At 52.3% G+C, this 18334-nt stretch carries 16 protein-coding genes; 13 read left to right on the top strand and 3 right to left on the bottom strand.

The window, feature by feature from the left end; genetic code table 11:
• Positions 1 to 55: 55 nt before the first annotated feature.
• The 7 genes from KJS42_RS16235 to KJS42_RS16205 are packed head-to-tail and all read left to right on the top strand — an operon-like array spanning position 56 to position 9792.
• Positions 56 to 1804 (top strand): sensor histidine kinase, encoded by a 1749-nt coding sequence (locus KJS42_RS16235; protein WP_213623460.1) that lies wholly within the window; start codon positions 56 to 58, stop codon positions 1802 to 1804.
• The gene (locus KJS42_RS16230) at positions 1785 to 2525 is read left to right on the top strand and encodes a response regulator transcription factor (RefSeq protein WP_213623459.1); all 741 of its coding nucleotides are present in this window, start codon (positions 1785 to 1787) and stop codon (positions 2523 to 2525) included. Before KJS42_RS16235 ends, KJS42_RS16230 begins: the two co-directional genes overlap by 20 nt.
• Positions 2522 to 4633: a glycoside hydrolase family 36 protein gene (locus KJS42_RS16225; protein WP_213623458.1), complete on the top strand. Its 2112-nt coding sequence runs from the start codon at positions 2522 to 2524 to the stop codon at positions 4631 to 4633. Before KJS42_RS16230 ends, KJS42_RS16225 begins: the two co-directional genes overlap by 4 nt.
• An 18-nt stretch (positions 4634 to 4651) precedes the next feature.
• Positions 4652 to 5482, top strand: a complete 831-nt coding sequence (locus KJS42_RS16220; protein WP_213623457.1) for an amidohydrolase family protein — start codon at positions 4652 to 4654, stop codon at positions 5480 to 5482.
• A 27-nt stretch (positions 5483 to 5509) separates the two neighbouring features.
• The gene (locus KJS42_RS16215; protein ID WP_213623456.1) at positions 5510 to 6469 is read left to right on the top strand and encodes an aldo/keto reductase; all 960 of its coding nucleotides are present in this window, start codon (positions 5510 to 5512) and stop codon (positions 6467 to 6469) included.
• Between the two features lie 2 nt (positions 6470 to 6471).
• Positions 6472 to 7491 (top strand): zinc-binding alcohol dehydrogenase family protein, encoded by a 1020-nt coding sequence (locus KJS42_RS16210; protein WP_213623455.1) that lies wholly within the window; start codon positions 6472 to 6474, stop codon positions 7489 to 7491.
• A gap of 45 nt (positions 7492 to 7536) precedes the next feature.
• Positions 7537 to 9792: a glycoside hydrolase family 95 protein gene (locus KJS42_RS16205; RefSeq protein ID WP_213623454.1), complete on the top strand. Its 2256-nt coding sequence runs from the start codon at positions 7537 to 7539 to the stop codon at positions 9790 to 9792.
• A 111-nt stretch (positions 9793 to 9903) separates the two neighbouring features.
• On the opposite strand, the gene KJS42_RS16200 is transcribed toward KJS42_RS16205, so the two are convergent.
• A complete protein-coding gene (locus KJS42_RS16200; protein ID WP_213623453.1) occupies positions 9904 to 10809 on the bottom strand; it encodes an ArsR/SmtB family transcription factor in 906 nt (301 codons plus the stop codon).
• Between the two features lie 186 nt (positions 10810 to 10995).
• Between KJS42_RS16200 and KJS42_RS16195 the strand changes: the two genes are divergently transcribed.
• Together KJS42_RS16195 and KJS42_RS16190 are read left to right on the top strand one after the other, a co-directional pair.
• Positions 10996 to 12492: an alpha-N-arabinofuranosidase gene (locus KJS42_RS16195; protein ID WP_213623452.1), complete on the top strand. Its 1497-nt coding sequence runs from the start codon at positions 10996 to 10998 to the stop codon at positions 12490 to 12492.
• A gap of 6 nt (positions 12493 to 12498) precedes the next feature.
• Positions 12499 to 12771 (top strand): DUF6171 family protein, encoded by a 273-nt coding sequence (locus KJS42_RS16190; RefSeq protein ID WP_155606455.1) that lies wholly within the window; start codon positions 12499 to 12501, stop codon positions 12769 to 12771.
• Positions 12772 to 12875: 104 nt separating this feature from the next.
• Here the strand turns inward: KJS42_RS16190 and KJS42_RS16185 are convergent, their stop codons facing one another.
• Positions 12876 to 13547, bottom strand: a complete 672-nt coding sequence (locus KJS42_RS16185; RefSeq protein WP_213623451.1) for an SOS response-associated peptidase — start codon at positions 13545 to 13547, stop codon at positions 12876 to 12878.
• 241 nt (positions 13548 to 13788) lie between these two features.
• Between KJS42_RS16185 and KJS42_RS16180 the strand changes: the two genes are divergently transcribed.
• The 3 genes from KJS42_RS16180 to KJS42_RS16170 all read left to right on the top strand — a co-directional run bounded on the left by KJS42_RS16180 (position 13789) and on the right by KJS42_RS16170 (position 16275).
• Complete coding sequence (locus KJS42_RS16180; protein ID WP_213623450.1) at positions 13789 to 14871, top strand: stalk domain-containing protein; 1083 nt, start codon at positions 13789 to 13791, stop codon at positions 14869 to 14871.
• 140 nt (positions 14872 to 15011) lie between these two features.
• Complete coding sequence (locus KJS42_RS16175; RefSeq protein WP_213623449.1) at positions 15012 to 15800, top strand: patatin-like phospholipase family protein; 789 nt, start codon at positions 15012 to 15014, stop codon at positions 15798 to 15800.
• Between the two features lie 37 nt (positions 15801 to 15837).
• Entirely contained in the window at positions 15838 to 16275 is a 438-nt protein-coding gene (locus KJS42_RS16170; protein WP_213623448.1) for an ASCH domain-containing protein, read from the top strand.
• Here the strand turns inward: KJS42_RS16170 and KJS42_RS16165 are convergent.
• Positions 16272 to 16451, bottom strand: a complete 180-nt coding sequence (locus tag KJS42_RS16165; RefSeq protein ID WP_155606460.1) for a YjfB family protein — start codon at positions 16449 to 16451, stop codon at positions 16272 to 16274. The two genes, KJS42_RS16170 and KJS42_RS16165, sit on opposite strands and share 4 nt — an antisense overlap.
• 137 nt (positions 16452 to 16588) lie before the next feature.
• On the opposite strand from KJS42_RS16165, the gene KJS42_RS16160 reads away from it, so the two are divergent.
• The gene (locus KJS42_RS16160; RefSeq protein WP_213623447.1) at positions 16589 to 17914 is read left to right on the top strand and encodes a glycosyltransferase family 2 protein; all 1326 of its coding nucleotides are present in this window, start codon (positions 16589 to 16591) and stop codon (positions 17912 to 17914) included.
• Positions 17915 to 18334 lie beyond the last annotated feature (420 nt).

Raw genomic sequence — 18334 nt, 5'->3', positions numbered from 1 at the left:
GCTCATGGTAAGGTAACTATCATACAGTTCCAATGCTTGAAGGGAGAATTGTGCCATGAGCATCATGCGAAAGATCCTCTTCGGTTATGTCGTTCTGATCTTCATCCCGGTCATTGCCTTCGGTTACCTTTACTATTCACAAATCTACAGTAACCTGACAAAACAGTTTGTTGAAAGTCGGCAAAAAATATTGGAACAGGCTTATGCGAATCTAAAAACAGATTTTACCCGGATTCAATCCGTGCAACGGATACTTCAATACAATCCGTATGTCACAGATTATTTGGATGGGGCATATCCGTCCGATGCCGAAAGTGTGTATGTGTATCTTCGCTATATCCGGCCGTTATATACACAATTGTTTTTTGCCCACCCGGAAATCGACTCTCTTGTAATCTATAAAATGAAAAGAGATGTTTTTTCCATTACGGATCATTTTGTGGACCGCTCGCTCCTGGATCCGCAGATGGAAGGGGTAGCCCGCGATTTGGAACCCGGCAAGGGCGTATGGGTCTTTGCTGATTCCAAGACATCGGAGTTAGTTTATTACCAATATTTATACAATAGTCAATACACCGAAAAAATCGGACTCCTTGAAATGCGGGTCAGTAACCGCTTAATCGCGAATTTCTACAAGGCGGCAGGGGTTGAAGGGAACTGGGGGGCGATCCTCCTCTCCAAGGAGGGAAAGCCGCGGGCTGCGAATGGGATGGGAATGGAACTGGATGAGGACACGTTGCGGCAATGGCAAGCGGAGGGGAAGCCGTTCTTCATCAACCGAAAAACCATTGTGAATCAGCTGGAGATCGAAGAGCTCGGCATGAGCTTCCTGATCACCGGGGAGGTCCGCAACGTATTCCACTCCATCAAGCAGAGAGAGAGCGTATTGGTGACGATCATCGTCTTGTTACTCCTAGTATTGTCGTTAGCTTATTATGTCATGGCCTCTACGATCACCAAACGCATTCTCAGATTGGCCAGACATATGCGCACCTTAAACGACGATAATCTGAAGCAGCGAATGATCAAGCATGACAAGCTAAACCCGAAAGATGAAATCGGTTTCTTAACGGAAACCTACAATTCGATGCTCCAGCGGATGGATGAGCTGATAAACAATGTTCATCGTGCTGAGCTAAGAAATAAAGAAGCCGCTTACAAAGTGCTGCAAGCCCAAATTAAACCGCATTTTCTCTATAATACGCTCGAAACGATCCGGATGATTGCCGAGTCCAACAACGACAAAGAGGTTGCCGACATTTCCTACTGGTTCGGAAGGCTGATGCGCTACAGTTTATTGTCCGAGCAGGACGTCACCGTTCTGGCGAAGGAGATCGAAATGGTCACCTTTTATCTCAATATTCATCAAATGCGACTTCAGAGCCGACTGACCTATGAGATTGAGGTCGCTGTCAACGCGGAGAATATCGTTTGCCCGCGGTTTATTTTACAGCCTTTGATTGAAAATTGCGTAGTCCATGGAGCTTCGGCCATTCTACGTCCGGTACACATTCGTCTTCAGGCCAGCGAGAATGAACGGGAGATACAGATTGCTCTTCAAGACAATGGGAACGGGATTCCCCCAGAGAAGCTTGTCGCCTTACAATCCCGGCTTTTAGGCCATCTCACCAAGGGGGCCGAAAGCGAAGGCGGGGTGGGGCTTATGAACGTAAACGAACGAATCAAGTCTTTCTTCGGCGGGGATTCACGACTCGAAGTCTCGAGTGAACCGGGGAAGGGGACGAGTCTTTGCATCTTCATCACAAAAAGGATGGGGGCTAACGATGAGAGTGTTGACTGTTGATGATGAACCACTGATCCTGAGCGGACTGGTTAAGATCATCCGTGAAGCCGCACCTGCAGGAACCGAGGTTCGTGAAGCACCAAACGCTTATGAGGCGCTCGCATTGATGAAGGATTATATGCCAGATGTAACCATTACGGATCTCAATATGCCCGAGAAGAACGGATTCGAGCTCATTGAGGAAGCCAGGCAGGGAGGATGGTGCGATCGATTCATTATCCTGACAGGCTACGATGAATTTGAATACGTACGCAAAGCGCTGCGTGCCGGAGTGGTTGATTACTTGCTCAAGCCGATCGATAAGAATGAAATCGCCTCGCTGCTTGAGCGTGTCCAGGGAGAACTGCCGAACGAATCCGACTCCGATTATCCTTGCCATGTCCAACGCATTCTCGCGTACATGGAGAACCAATTCAGGAAAGATCTTTCGCTAGATCATCTTGCGGATCGGATGAACCTTCATCCGAATTATATCAGCAGCCTGTTTAAGAAAGAAACGGGCCATACCTTCGTGAATTACCTGAACATGCTGCGTATTCAGGAAGCCCAGAAATTGCTGATGGCCAAACGCGAGCTTCCCGTCAGCACCATCGGGCAGCAAGTCGGCTATGACAACAAGCATTATTTTACAAAGGTGTTCAAGAAATATACGGGCACTACGCCGGGCGCCTATCGAAATAGCGAGAACTCGATTGATATTGAAGAGGGGATGGAGTCGTGAATTGGATAGACCATACGTTCGACGATATGATCGCTCGCTACGTGAAGGATGAACCTACGGGGCAAATGGGGCTGATCTTATTGCCTAAGTCCACGGTATCGCAGGTGTGTCCAAAGAAATTCAAGGTTGATCCTTTAGTGCAGCTCAAATTCATCGGGGACGCGTACCCTGGCGGTTTTGCGCACGGTCATTCCATGCGTAACAGCGAAACGATGGGCGTGTTGTTGTTTGAAGAGTTTCGCGAAATTGAACGCGACGACGGCTCGACGGTTGTAACCGTATGGCGCAGCCCAAATTCATGCAGGATCGAACATCATTTAAAAGGGTATGCGGGGTATCCTGCGTTGGAGTCTTATACGGTGATCCGGAACGAAAGCGAGGTTCCCGTTACCTTAGAAATGCTCTCCTCCTTCTCATTAACAGGGCTAACCCCGTTTGCTGAAGACGATGCGCCTGGAACATTAACTCTACACCGTATTCTTAGTTCGTGGTCTGCAGAAGGGCGGATCCTCTCCAATGCCATCGAAGATTTGAATCTTGAACCGGCTTGGGCCCCTTTTGGAACACGATGCCTGCGATTCGGCCAAATCGGTTCCATGCCGGTGCGGGGATTTTTCCCGACCGCATTTATCGAGGATATCTGCTCCGGCGTGACCTGGGGGGTTCAGATCGCACACCCCGCTTCTTGGCAGATCGAAATCGGCAGATTGGATCACGCCTTATACCTGTCAGGCGGATTGGCGGACAGAGAATTCGGCCACTGGACCAAGACGCTTGAGCCAGGTGAGACGTTTCAAACCCCCAGTGCCTATCTCACCTCCGTAGTAGGCAATGTGGACCGGGCTGCAGAGCGGTTAACCGGAATCCAGGCCCGGCCTCTATTGCAAGGTCCGGCTGTGGAAGAAGATTTGCCGATTCTATTTAACGAGTATTGTACGACCTGGGGATCCCCGTCCGCAGAAAATCTTTACGAAATTGCCGAACGGCTGAAAAACAAGGGGATTCGTTATCTTGTGATCGATAGCGGTTGGTATAGGAAAGAAGGAACAAACTGGTTCAACAGTATGGGCGATTGGGAAGTCAGTCCAATCGCTTTTCCCGAAGGACTGAAGCTGACCGTCGAACATATTCGAAGATGCGGGATGATTCCCGGGATCTGGTTTGAAATGGAGGTGTGTGGTGCGGAATCTGCGGCGTTCCATTGGGTCGATCATTTGCTAAAGCGGGACGGTGTGCCGATTAATAGTGGCGGCCGGCGGTTTTGGGACTTCCGTGATCCGTTTGTCATCAACTATTTGAAAGAGAAAGTGATCGGTCTCATTAAAGATCATGGATTCGGATACTTGAAGGTAGATTACAACGATAATCTTGGCATTGGATGTGATGGCGCTGAATCGCTTGGTGAAGAATTACGCAAGCAAATGCAAGCGGTCCAGGACTTTTTTCGGTTGATTAAGCAAGAGGTCCCTGATCTCGTCATCGAAAATTGCGCATCCGGCGGACACCGTTTGGAGCCTTCCATGGTTGGGCTTACAAGCATGTCGTCCTTTTCGGACGCGCATGAATGCGAGGAAATCCCGATCATTGCCGCCAATATGCATAGGGTGATCTTACCTAGACAAAATCAGATATGGGCTGTTTTAAGGAAAAACGACAGTTTGCAGCGATTGGTTTACTCCCTGTCCAGTACGATGCTTGGCAGGATGTGTTTATCCGGCGATATTCATGAGTTAAATGAAGATCAGTGGAAAAAGGTAGATGAGGCGATTTCTTTTTACAAGCGGGTTTCTCCAATCCTTAAGGAAGGCACGACTAGTCGATTCGGACCTGCGGTGCACAGCTATCGCCATCCCCAAGGATGGCAAGGCATTACGCGTTTGTTTCCGGACGGATCCGAAATGATGGCGGTTATACACGCCTTTGGAGGCGATGTCCCGGAGGCAATCCGGCTGCCGCTTCCTGCATTTGGGCGCTACGAAATCACGCAGGTATTCTCGGATGGAACTGCGGAGGTCACACTGGAAGATGGGAATATCGCCTGCCGCCTAAATCAACCGTTTTCTGCCGTGTGCCTACTTCTAACGAAGATGCAGTCCGATGCCCAATGAATGGAATGGGGGGATTCGATGCGTATAGACGCACACCAGCATTTCTGGAAGATCGATAGAAACGATTATGGTTGGATTACTCCGGAACTTCCGGTGCTTTTCCGTGATTATTGGCCATCCGACCTTGAACCCCTTTTGCAAAAACATGGCATCGGAAAATCCATTTTGGTACAGGCGGCGCCAACCATAGAAGAAACCGAATTTATTCTTGAATTAAGCGAAACAGCTGATTTCATCACTGGCGTCGTTGGCTGGCTGGATCTTGCGGATCCTTCTTACAGGGAACAGTACGAGCGGTTTAACAAGCATCCCAAATTCGTCGGGTTTCGCGTGATGATCCAGGAGATGGAGGACCCGAACCTTGTATTATCCCCCACCTATGTAAAAGCGCTTTCTTATTTTGCGGAGCAGGATGTGCCGATCGACTTGCTTGTGCTGACGAAACAGCTGCCGCAGCTTGTCCAGTTGCTGGAGCGGGTTCCGCAGCTGCGGGGCGTTGTCGACCATCTGGCAAAGCCGCCGATTGCTTTGGGGGCAATGGAGCCGTGGAGAAGCCAAATGGCCGAAATTGCTCGTCATCCGAAGATTTATTGCAAGCTCTCGGGATTAGTGACGGAGGCCGACCGAATGGGCTGGAGAAAGGAAGATTTCAAGGCGTACGTTCATGAAACGCTCCATATGTTTGGCCCAGAACGGGTCATGTTCGGCAGTGATTGGCCAGTCTGTCTGCTTGCCGCGACTTATGATGAGGTGGTGGACTTGTTCCGGTATACCGTACAAGACCGGCTGTCGCCGGAAGAGACCGAAGCGGTATTTGGCGGTAACGCCGCGAAATTTTACAAGTTGTGATGAACTTATAAATGGAGGGCGGGCGCAATGCATTATAGAAAGTTAGGAAATACGGGGCTGGACGTCTCGGCGTTAAGTTTTGGGGCCTCTTCGCTTGGGGGCGTGTTTCGGGACATTCAGAAGGAGGAGGGGATACGTACGGTTCATACCGCCATCGATATGGGGATCAACTTGATCGACGTTTCGCCTTATTACGGCCTGACGAAAGCTGAAACGGTGCTGGGCGAAGCGCTGCGGTCGATTCCCCGGAACCGATATGTATTGTCCACCAAAGCGGGGCGTTATGGTCAAGATGAGTTTAATTTTTCGAGAAACCGGCTAATTCGAAGCGCGGAAGAAAGCATGCAGCGTCTGGGGACGGATTACCTCGACATTCTACTGCTGCACGACATCGAATTTGGCTCGCTGGAGCAAGTGCTGGAGGAAGGAATCCCCGCGCTCGAACAGTTAAAAAAATCCGGGAAAATCCGTTTCTTCGGCGTATCCGGGTTGCCCTTGAGTATCTTTGATGTGGTGTTGTCCCGCATTTCGCTGGATGTGATTCTTTCGTACTGTCATTATTCCTTGAACGACACTACACTGCTGGGGCTCCTTCCGATGCTGGAACAGCAAGGGACCGGTTTGATCAATGCTTCCCCGTTATCCATGGGATTGCTAAGTAACCGGGACGTGCCGAAATGGCATCCCGCGAGTGAGGATATCAAGGCGGTTTGCCGGCGCGCTGCGGAGTATTGCCGGAGCAATGGTGCGGATATCGCAAAGTTGGCGGTTCAGTACGCTACGGCGAATGAGCGCATCTCGACGACGCTGGTCAGCACGGCAAATCCGGAAAATATCCGCAACAATATATTGTGGACGGAAGAACCCATAGATGAGCGGTTGCTGAAGGAAGTTTTGGAGATTCTGAAGCCGATCGACGGAGCAACATGGCCAAGCGGACGTGCGGAATGGGGCGGGGAGCAGGCCCAGTGGAACGGGGGACTTTGATCATGAAAGGAATGATCTGTGAAGAGATCGGACGATTCGGATTCCGGGTGGATATGACGGAACCGCAAATGGGGGAGGGTGAGGCAATCGTAAGGATTCGACGAATCGGGATTTGTGGAACCGACCTGCATGCGTATCGGGGGAACCAACCTTACTTCACTTATCCGCGCGTATTAGGTCACGAGTTATCCGGGACGATCGAGCAGATCGGCGACAACCGGGAAGGGTTACGGATCGGCGATCAGGTGAGTGTTATCCCATATATGCATTGCGGCCATTGCCATGCCTGCCGCAGCGGTAAAACGAATTGCTGCCAGCAGATGAAGGTGCTCGGCGTCCATATCGACGGAGGAATGCGGGAGAGAATGGCTGTGCCCGTAGCTCATTTAATCCGAACGGAAGGACTTACGTTGGACCAGGCTGCGATGCTGGAGCCGCTGGCCATCGGCGCTCACGCCGTCAGACGTTCCGGGCTACAGTCAGGCGATCAGGTGCTGGTCATCGGCGCAGGACCGATCGGGCTCGGCGTAATGGCCATGGCTGGATATACCGGCGCGAAGGTGATCGCGATGGACGTGAACGAGGAGCGTCTTGAATTTTGTAAGAGATGGGCTAAAGCCGAACATACGGTGAACGCGCTTCAGGAGCCGAAGGAGCGGTTAGCCAAGCTTACGGAGGGCAATTTTTCGAAATATGTCATCGACGCCACAGGTAACGCTTCTTCGATGGAAAGCGCCTTTGGGCTCGTCGGCCACGGCGGAACCTTAACTTATGTCGGATTGGTAAAAGGCACGATCAGCTTTAGTGATCCCGATTTTCATGCGCGCGAAATGACGTTGCAGGGCAGTCGAAACGCGACCCGGGAGGATTTTGAGCGTGTGCTTACGGCCATTACGGGAGGCAGCATTGACATCGGCAGTTATATCACCCACCGTTGCGCGTTCGAAGAGATGATTGACCAATTTGAGGGATGGCTTCTTCCTGAATCTGGAGTGATTAAAGCACTGGTGGAGCTGGACTAACCTTTAACACGTATTTTCGCTTGCGAAGTGGACAGGAGGAGTAGCATGACGAGCATGGCTAGCACGGAACAGAAGCACCGATTATGGTACAGTAAACCTGCTTCCGAATGGAACGAGGCCTTACCGATCGGAAACGGCAGACTGGGCGCGATGATCTTTGGAGGCACGGCCGAGGAGAAGCTACAGCTTAACGAGGATTCAGTATGGTATGGGGGGCCACGTAATCGCAATAATGAGGACGCTTTGCCCCATTTGCCCGATATTCGCAGGCTGATTATGGAAGGACAGCTGAAGAAGGCGGAGGAGCTGGCAGCGATGACGATGGCCGGGCTGCCAGAAGCGCAGCGGCATTACTTGCCGCTCGGCGATCTGCTGCTGTCGTTCGACCACCAAGGGCAACCTGCCGAGGACTATATCCGTGAGCTTGATTTGGAGTGGGGCGTATCCCGGGTCAGCTATCGGATCGGCGAGGTTCGGTATACCCGCGAGATGTTTGCCAGTTACCCGGATCAAGCGATTGTAATCCGTATTTCCGCGGACAAGGAGGCGAGTGTTTCGTTAAAAGCCCGGTTTAACCGTCGTGATTGGAGATACCTGGAGAAGACGGATAAATGGAAGGGAAGCGGACTGGTCATGCGCGGGGAATGCGGCGGTCAGGGAGGCGGCTCTTTTTGCGCGGTATTAAAGGCGCTCCCGGAAGGCGGGACCTGTCGGACCTTGGGAGAGTATTTGCTGGTGGAAGGTGCGGATGCGATCACGCTGCTGCTCGCTGCCGGTACGACGTTCCGACAGCCTGACCCGGAGCTTTATTGCAAACGGCAGTTGGATGAACGGAGCCGGGTACCTTATGCAGAGCTGCTAGACCGGCATGTAGCGAATTATCGGGAGCTGTACGGGCGGGTTAGCCTGAAGCTACCGGAGAGTCTGGATATTAGCTTACTGCCGACCGATGAAAGGCTGGAACGGCTCCGGAAGGGTGAAGAGGATCATGGACTGATCGCGACTTATTTCCAATTTGGCCGTTACCTGCTGATCTCCTCCAGCCGGCCAGGTTCGTTACCAGCAAACCTTCAGGGTATCTGGAACGATAGCTTTACCCCGCCATGGGACAGCAAATTCACTATTAATATCAACGCGCAGATGAATTACTGGCCGGCCGAAAATTGCAACCTGGCCGAATGCCATGAGGCCCTGTTTGATCTCATCGAACGGATGCGAGAACCCGGGCGAGTTACGGCTGGCGTGATGTATGGCTGCCGGGGATTTACGGCGCATCACAATACGGATATTTGGGCGGACACAGCTCCGCAGGACACGTACCTTCCGGCTTCTTTCTGGCCGATGGGCGCCGCATGGTTATGCCTGCATTTATGGGAGCATTATCAGTATAGTCAGGACCAGCACTTCCTGGCCAGGTCGTATGAAACGATGAAGGAAGCAGCGTTGTTTCTGCTTGATTACATGATCGAAGACAAGGAAGGACACCTGATTACTTGTCCATCCGTCTCACCGGAGAACAGCTATAAGCTCCCAAATGGGGAAATGGGTGTGCTCTGCGTGGGGGCCTCCATGGATTTTCAGATTATCGAAGCGCTGTTTGTAGCCTGCATCCGCAGTGCGGAACTTATTGGGCAGGATGAGGTGTTTCGCGAGGAACTCACAGCCGCGTTGAAGCGGCTGCCCAAACCGCAAATCGGCAGACATGGGCAAATTCAGGAGTGGATGGAGGATTATGAAGAATTAGAGCCGGGACACCGCCATATTTCCCATCTATTTTCCCTTTATCCGGGTGATGGCTTTAGTTTGGATCGCACACCGGACTTGGCTGCAGCCGCGAGGACGACACTGGAACGCAGGCTGGATAACGGCGGTGGCCACACCGGCTGGAGCCGGGCATGGATCATTAACTTCTGGGCCAGACTGCGCGAGGGTTCCAAAGCATACGAGAACTTGAAGGAGTTGTTAAACCACTCCACGCTACCCAACCTTTTCGACAACCACCCTCCGTTTCAAATTGACGGTAATTTCGGCGGAACGGCGGGGATTGCCGAAATGTTGTTGCAAAGCCACGATAGAGTGATTCGGCTATTGCCAGCTCTGCCTGCGGAGTGGAATGAAGGGAGTGTTACGGGACTTCGGGCTCGAGGAGGATTTACCGTCGACTTCACCTGGGCTGCGAGCCAAGTGACGGAAGCGTTGGTGACATGCTCAGTTACTGGCACTTGCCGTTTGGTGGCTCCTGGTCTCGTACCCGTGACGTTTGAAGGTGAGGCCGGACGAACTTATACGTTTCGTCAGTGAGGCAAGACGAGGGAGGCAGGGACTCGTTAACGTCAGGAAGATCCATCCGGGGGCGAAACAACGGTCCGTCGGATGGATAGCATTCATGAGTATTGTTTTTCGTGAACCTGGTTACTCCACGTAAAACACTTCCGCGCTCGGATGCTCGCCGTAATTGCCGAATCCTTTACCGAACAGAGTCAAACCGCCGGGGTAGCGGGCGTCCGGCTCAACGGACAAGCGGAATGTCCATTGCTTCTGCCTGATGTCGATGTCACGAAAAGTGATGTCTGACATTTTCAAGCCGTCCATATACGTCCCGTCGCCCGTAATGCGCAGCCGTTTTAACAGTCCATATTGATTTGCCTGCCTTGGCCACCAATCGGGAGTATATTTGCCGAGTTGATCCCCATAGTCGCCGGGACTCGTCCAGGTGCCGAGCTGCATCCCGTTCAGGGTGAACGTAATATCGGAAGGATAATCATCCCTGGTTCCCGGGGCTTCGGATGCGAGCTCCATCGTGAAGACTAACTCCTCCGGTTCTTGACTGGATAGCAGATAATTAGGTGTCTTGTATTCGATAAATCCTGTGCCAAACCAAAGGATGGCTGCATCGATCCGTTCTGGATCCCAAAAATACCGGGGATCATCAAAGCTGCCGATGATCTTGGCGGTCGTCGCAATGCCGCAGGTTGGCTCGATATGAAAGTCGGAGTAATGTCCCACCGGGATTTCGACCCGGTAGCTCTTGCGCTCGGCGGTTGCCTGTACCGGAAAGTGAATATCCGCGCTAGTGACGGCAAGCGAACAAATCTTCTGCAGACCGCTCTTGCCGGGCGCCATTTGCGTGACGACCAGTCCGCATTCGGACAGCTTGCGCACATGCATGGTCATGATCGCGCTGGATAACCCGACCGCTGCGGCCAATTCCTTAATGTTCATTGGGCGGTTGGCCAACAGCCGCAGAATGCGCAGACGAACCGGGCTCGCAAGCGCCTCATAGACCGGAAGTGATTTTTCAGTTAAATCGAGTTTCACGGTTTCCCCACCTTAACCGAAGTTTAATTAACCATTATATTAACGAAAAGTCATTTGTTTAGCAAGCATGGACAGGGTTCTATTCTTGCTCGAAAATCGTTTGACGAACCGGCGGAGGGCCGCCTATAATATTAGTGATATGGTTATTTAATTAATAAATATATTAACTAAGGAGTGAAGCAACGGATGTCACTACGAGGTGCGCTGAACGCCGATTCCGGCAAAGGAACGATTAACCGCAATATTTATGGACATTTCTCCGAGCATTTGGGTCGTTGTATTTATGAGGGCATATGGGTGGGTGAGGATTCGCCGATCCCGAATACGAATGGAATCCGTAACGATGTTGTGGAAGCGCTTAAGCAGATTCGGATTCCCGTACTCCGTTGGCCTGGGGGTTGCTTTGCTGACGAATATCACTGGAAAGACGGCATCGGACCAAAGGAAACACGCAAACGGATGGTTAACACCCATTGGGGCGGCGTGGTGGAGAATAACCATTTCGGGACCCATGAGTTCATGGAGCTGTGCCGACAGCTGGGCTGTGAGCCTTATATTAACGGTAATCTCGGCAGCGGGACGGTCCAGGAGATGTCCGAGTGGGTTGAATATTTGACCTTTGGCGGTGTGTCGCCGATGGCGGAGCTTCGGACACAAAACGGGCGCAGGGAGCCTTGGAAGGTCACTTACTTCGGCGTCGGCAACGAGAATTGGGGCTGCGGCGGTAACATGCGTCCGGAATATTATGCCGATGAGTACCGCCGGTACCAGACCTACGTACGCAACTATGACGACAACCGAATTCACCGGATCGCCTGCGGTCCGAACTCCGACGATTACAACTGGATGGACGTCCTGATGCGGGAAGCTGGACGGTTCATGGATTCCATCACATTGCATTACTATACACTGCCAACCGATAACTGGCAGGATAAAGGGCCGGCAACCGGGTTCGACGAGCAAGCCTGGTTTACCACTCTGCAAAAAGCGCTTCGGATGGACGACTTGATTACCCGCCACCGTACGATCATGGATAAATACGATCCGGAAGGTCGGGTAGGGCTGATCGTAGATGAATGGGGGACCTGGTACAACGTGGAGCCGGGAACCAACCCAGGATTCCTGTATCAGCAAAATACGATGCGCGACGCGCTCGTCGCCGGGCTTACGCTGAACATCTTCCACAAGCATAACCAGCGCGTACGCATGGCAAATATTGCCCAGACCGTCAACGTGCTCCAAGCCGTGATCCTGACAGAAGGCGAGAAGATGCTTCTGACGCCAACGTATCATGTATTTGATATGTATAAGGTTCATCAGGATGCCGAGATGCTGGATCTGTCGCTGGATACAGGCAGCTACAAGCTGGACGGCGGGGAAATTCCGGCGGTGACCGCCACGGCATCGTGCGATACGCAAGGGAAGATCCATCTCAGCTTCTGTAATCTGCAGCATCAGGCGGAAGCGCAGGTGACGATCGACGTTCGGGGGTTGGACAGCGGCAGTTTGACGGCGACGGGTTCGACGTTGACCGGCCATTCGATCGACGCCCATAATACGTTCGACCAACCGGACGCGGTGAAGCCACAGCCATTCGAGTCGTTTCAGCTGGATGGCGGCAAGCTGACGGTTAACCTGCCGGCGATGTCGGTGACGACACTCGAATTGGTGACAAGGGGTTAACCTCTGATGGCGGATACCTCGTGCAAAGCATGCCGAGACGATTATCGGGTCACGGACGAGCAGATCCAGCGCCTGCTGAAGACGACGGCGTTTGCGCCGGAACGAAGAGTAAGCGAGGAGCAATATCAGGAAAGGCTGCGCGTTTGCGGTGATTGCCCCAAGCTGATGGACGGGATGACTTGTACGGCCTGCGGCTGCATCATCCCGGTAGTCGCCTGGTTGAAGGAGAGGACTTGTCCGCTGCCGGGCGGCGGAATGTGGGCGAGTAACCACGATTGAAGGCTTGAACAGCGAATAGGGCTTCGTCTTTTACGCAGCAGGGTGGATCAGCTTGCGCGTAAGGCGAAGCCCTTTTTATCGGGAGTAAGACCGATTCTATCCGACTATTTGACCGCTTCCAACAGTTCCTTGGAATTGTTCCTCACGTTTCCGACGGCCGTAGATACCGGGTAAGCTCGCATCTTCGCTGCTTCGTAGGGCTGAAGAAGCTTAAGTAAAGAAGCGGCGTCTGCATGCTCTCGCGCCAGCCACTCGGCTTCGTTCTCCGGACGAAGGATGGCAGGCATCCGGGTGTGGATTTCAGCCATAAGCGAATTGGGTTCCGTGGTGATGATGGTGCAGGTCGCCAGCTTGTTTCCGTGCGGATCGCTCCAAATATCATACAACCCCGCAAAGGAGAAGAGGCTCTCGTCTTTCATGACGATCCGGAACGGCTGCTTGCCGCCTTCCCGCTGCTGCCATTCGTAGAAGCCGTCGGCCGGGATAAGACAACGCCGGGACGTGAGCAGCTTGCGAAACGCCGCTTTCTCCGTTAGCGATTCGGCCCGGGCGTTGATCATGCTGCCGCCGATCTTGTCCTCTTTGGCCCAGGATGGAACCAGCCCCCATCGCAGCTCGCCGAGACGGTTGCCCTGCTTGCCCGAAATGATAGCGGGGATGAATTGCATCGGCGCTACGTTATAGTTCGGAGCGAATTTCGCCAGCCGATTTTCAAAAATCAGATACCTGACAATCAGCTCGTCCAGGGGAAGTGTAATCGTAAATCGCCCGCACATAGGGGAACCCTCCATCGTATCGATGTATTGTTGTTAACATTGTAATCGATTTGTTCGTGGGCATACCAGCCCCACTAAGGTCACCGAGTACGTTAAGGTTAGTCAACTGCAAAAGTGCAGTTCATTTCGTTCGAAAATCGAGTTTGGCCACCCATCACAACATGCAACTTTTTTAACCCCAATTTCGTTTTTTCAGTGATACTTAGTTTCAGGTGAGCCCACCGGAAAGGAATCCTTTACGATGAATAAACGCAATAAATGGATGATTTATACCCTTGCTGCAGCACTTATGGCGGCTCCATTGGCCATATCATTACCGGGGCAGCAGGCAGAAGCTGCGGCCAAAGCCCAATATACAGTGTCTCCTCAAGCGTTCAGCATAGAAGGCGCCAAAAAAACGATCAAAACCATCAACCTACATGGCACTACGTATATTGCGCTGCGTGATTTGAGTAATGGTCTGGGGCTTGGCATCGGCTTCGATAAAGCGACGCAGGTGGCGAAAGTCACCGGCAAAAACCGGGTGCTGGAAATCAATCTGAACGCAACCTCTTTTAAGTTAAATGAGCAGCTCCTCTGGGGGCCGCAGCTTGTGGTCCAGGATAATACGACCTATTTGCCGATGCGCTTCATTCTCGAACAAATGGGGTATATCGTAGGTTATGATTCCTCCACAAAGCTTATTGCTCTTCAAGCCGTTCAAGAGAATGACGTGAAAATTGGCGCTAAAGAGCTTGGAGCGGACGGGGACGGAAAATCGCTGTTGGTGTATTATCCGGTCCTTTCGGGATTGGCAGATAGCGGGGTCCAACAAAAAATCAATACCTTCCTCAAGGAAGAAGCCGATAAGCACGTAGCTGCAGGAGCGAAGGAAATCGGCCTGGTCGCGGAGGAAAACAGCCGGATTCTCGATAACGACCCGAACGCGTCGGTACGTCAGCCCAGCGTTGACGGACGATTCACAGTGACTTATAACGAAAAAGGCCGGTTAAGCCTCTATGTGGATTATTACGTGGATCTTGGAGGTGCACATGGCACGACGGCACGCATTCCGTACACGTTTGATTTGTCTACCGGTAAAGTGCTGACCTTGAAAGAGGCGGCGAACAATAACGCCAATTACGTTTCGATTATTAACAGTACAATTAAAGAGCAAATCAAAGAGCGTAAGCTGGAGCTGCTTCATCCGTTTACTTCGATCGAGGCGGATCGCGACTTTTTCCTGAACCGGAATGGGGTTGTCATCTACTTTACCCAATATGAATATACGCCTTATGCGGCGGGGATGCCGGAATTCACGACTCCTTACGCCGCCTTCCAATAAGTTGATTGACTTGCTCTGGTCCGCCCCGGGTCGATGTTGCCATCGTCGATTCGGGGCGCTTTGTTTGGGAGAGGAGGAACTTCCGCCAAGCTGAAGAATATGTATTTTAGTAAAAAGGAACGGCTGACGGGGAGATGGCCATGGAACAAGTGGGGTTGGTGTTAGGCGGCGGGGCCGTACGTGGACTCGCTCACTTGGGTGTGCTGAAGGTATTTGAGCGGCATGGGATTCCAGTGGACACGATCGTAGGCACCAGTATGGGCGGTGCGATTGGGGGCTTATATGCGGCTGGCATTCCCGCGGGGGACATTGAGGATTTGCTGTACCACACGCCGAAATACCGGTTGATGGACTTAGGAATCCGCCACCGGGGTCTGATCGGCGGAAATAGAATCTATCACACGGTCAACGAATTATTGAAGCAGCATGGCAAGGATGAGCTAAAGATCGAGGATTTTCCCATCCGATTCAAGGCCGTTGCCGTCGATTTGATGCAGGGTAAGCAGGTCATCCTGGATCGAGGCGACTTGGGGACCGCGCTGCGGGCAACGACAGCGTTTCCCGGAGTGTTTGCTCCGTTAGTACGGGGGGATCAACTGCTGGTTGACGGCGGGGTGTTGAACAATTTGCCTGTTCAGGAGTTGAAGCGGAAGGACGTAGGGTTGATTATTGCGGTTGATGTGACCCGAGAACATGAGAAGAAACCGCCCCGCAACATGATCGAGGTTGTTTACCGCTCCTATAGTCTGATGACCGCGGAGCGCAAACATACCAGCCTGCGGCTTGCCGACATCGTCATCCGGCCGGACGTGGGGCATGTGTCCGCGTTCGACTTCTCCAAAATAACCGATTGCATCAAAGCTGGAGAGGAAGCGGCCGAGTTGATGATGGATGAGCTGAAGGCGGAGGTACGGCGGGTGAAGTACTAAACGTTCAGATGAAAAATAATCGAAGTGGGGGGAAATCATGCGTTGCATCACGATCCGACAACCTTGGGCAACACTGATTGCAATAGGGGCCAAGCGGTTGGAAACGAGGAGCTGGAGAACGAATTATCGCGGTGAGCTTGGCATACATGCCGGTAAGCATATGGATCGGAAGGCTTGCGAGACAGAACCGATTCGGTCCCTTTTACTAGCGCACGGATACTCGTCTACTGAACAACTGCCAGTTGGTGCGATCGTAGCCGTTTGTCGGTTGAATGATTGTCTATCCGTGTTGAGCAACAACGGGGAGACTGCCTGGCTGGGTGGAGGAGAAAGACAATTGGAAGCCGTGGGGCAGGAATACCGGTTCGGAGACTTTGCGCCAGGCCGGTACGCCTGGGAACTGGCCGAGCTGCGTCCGCTTCTCGAGCCGATTCCTGCCCTCGGCAAACAAGGACTGTGGAACTGGGACAGTTAAACTTTGATATCCAAGTTCTTCCCGAGCGTCGGGTGAGCTTGGCTTTGAGACATCATTTGCACGAGATTTTGACCTTGGATTTCGGCCTGGTCTTTGGCCATGCTCAACACGCGGATCCCAACGGCTTGGGAAAGCGCGCTTTGGCTCATGGCTACGGACGTTGCTGCAATATCCATAATGTCACCTCCTCTCCATTTTGTATCGGCTGTTCGGTGACAAATGATAAATTTCCCAAGGAGTCGAATGATTTACAGGGTTGAACCCACCGCGTATAATGGGCATAATCTAACGTTTTCACATAAGGGAGAACATCATGAATCGCAGCTACGACGATCCCAAACGAATTTACATATCGGTGAATCAGAAATTTTGGATCAGCCATGTGGCGGCAGGTCTGTGGATGCTCTTTTCCATAGGGGTATCGATGCCGTGGCTGCAAGATTTTGCGAGATTTGTGACGCTGCCTGCAGCGGTTCTGATCATCGCGGGAATCTCGTATATTCCCGGATACATGAACGCTTTTATGATCGTCAGCCTGTTGCTAGACCGACAACCTCCGCTTCCGGGGGGCTCCCCCGAACAGCCGGTGACCGTGTTGATCGCTTGTCATAATGAAGAGCGTGGGATCAGGACCACGCTTGCGTATCTAGCCGCTCAAGAGTATTCGGGAACGATGAAGGTCATCGTGATCGATAACAATAGCTCGGATCAAACGGCGGAGCGGGCCAAGGCTGCCGGCAGGGAGCTTGGTCTGGACCTGCTCGTGATCGAGGAGAAAACGCCAGGCAAAAACCATGCGCTTAACACGGCTCTAACTTTGGTGGAGACCGAGCTGATGATCACGCTGGATGCAGACACGCTGCTGCACAATCTGGCGGTCAAGCATATCGTGTCCCGCATGGAGTCGGCGCCACCGGATATCTGCGCAGTTGCGGGAGCGGTGCTTGCCCGTAACAGCCGCCATAATTTCTGGGCCAAGCTGCAGGAATGGGATTATTTTCTCGGGATTGCCAGCATAAAAAGGTTGCAGGGAATGTTCCAGGGAACGCTGGTAGCGCAAGGGGCTTTTTCCCTCTATAAAACCGATGCCGTGCGCGCCGTGGAGGGTTGGCCGGATGCGATCGGCGAGGACATCGTGCTGACGTGGAAATTCTTGGCCCGGCGATGGCGCGTGTATTTTGAACCGTTGGCGGTCGCTTTTACAGACGTTCCGGAATCGTTCCGTCATCTCGTCAGGCAGAGGAGCCGTTGGGCTCGGGGGATGATCGAAGCTCTGAAAATGTTGAAGCCGTGGAACCAACCGTCCATTTATGCGAAATATTTGACCGGTTGCAATTTGCTGATGCCGTATTTGGATTTGGTGTACACCTTCTGTTGGCTGCCGGGTTTGGTACTCGCCTTTTTCGGCATCTTCTGGATCGTTGGGCCGGCAACGTTGCTGGTGCTGCCGCTAACGTTTATCCAAAACTTCATTTTGTATCGGTATCAAAGTCAGGTGTTCCGCTCGCTCAACCTGCGGATCCGCAAAAACCTGTTTGGCTTTATTGCCTATGTGCTGCTCTATCAAATGGTGATGAGCCCGGTCTCCGTTTATGGGTACGTGCAGGAGGCGCTGCAGCGAAAACGGATTTGGAAATAAAATTTTAAGCTGATCTTCAGGTTTCTGTAATGTTCCTTTAAGGAACCGATGCTATTCTTTAGATACTCCCTCTTCTTAATTGATATATACGTGAAGAAGCCACCCCTGCCCGGGGTGGCTTCTTCCTGTTACGCAAGGGTGTTCAAAAAGTTATCTTCCGATCACGAAGTGGATCAGAGGAGCTGAGTCGACGTCGAATCTTGAATTCAGCCGGTCGCTCCGTTGCTCACGTACCCAAAACGTACGCTCCGCTACTCACTCCCTAGCTTCATTCAAGCTTCTCGGTGCTCGAAACCTAACTTTTTGAACCTTCATTGAAACGGTAGTTCAAAAAGTCATCTTCCGATCACGAGGCAAGCCGATGTAGCCTATTCGGCGTCGAACCTTGAATTCAGCCGGTCGCTCCGTTGCTCACTCTTA

Source organism: Paenibacillus sp. J53TS2 (assembly GCF_018403305.1).
GTDB lineage: Bacteria > Bacillota > Bacilli > Paenibacillales > Paenibacillaceae > Fontibacillus > Fontibacillus rhizolycopersici.
This window is presented reverse-complemented; position numbering and strand designations above follow the sequence as displayed.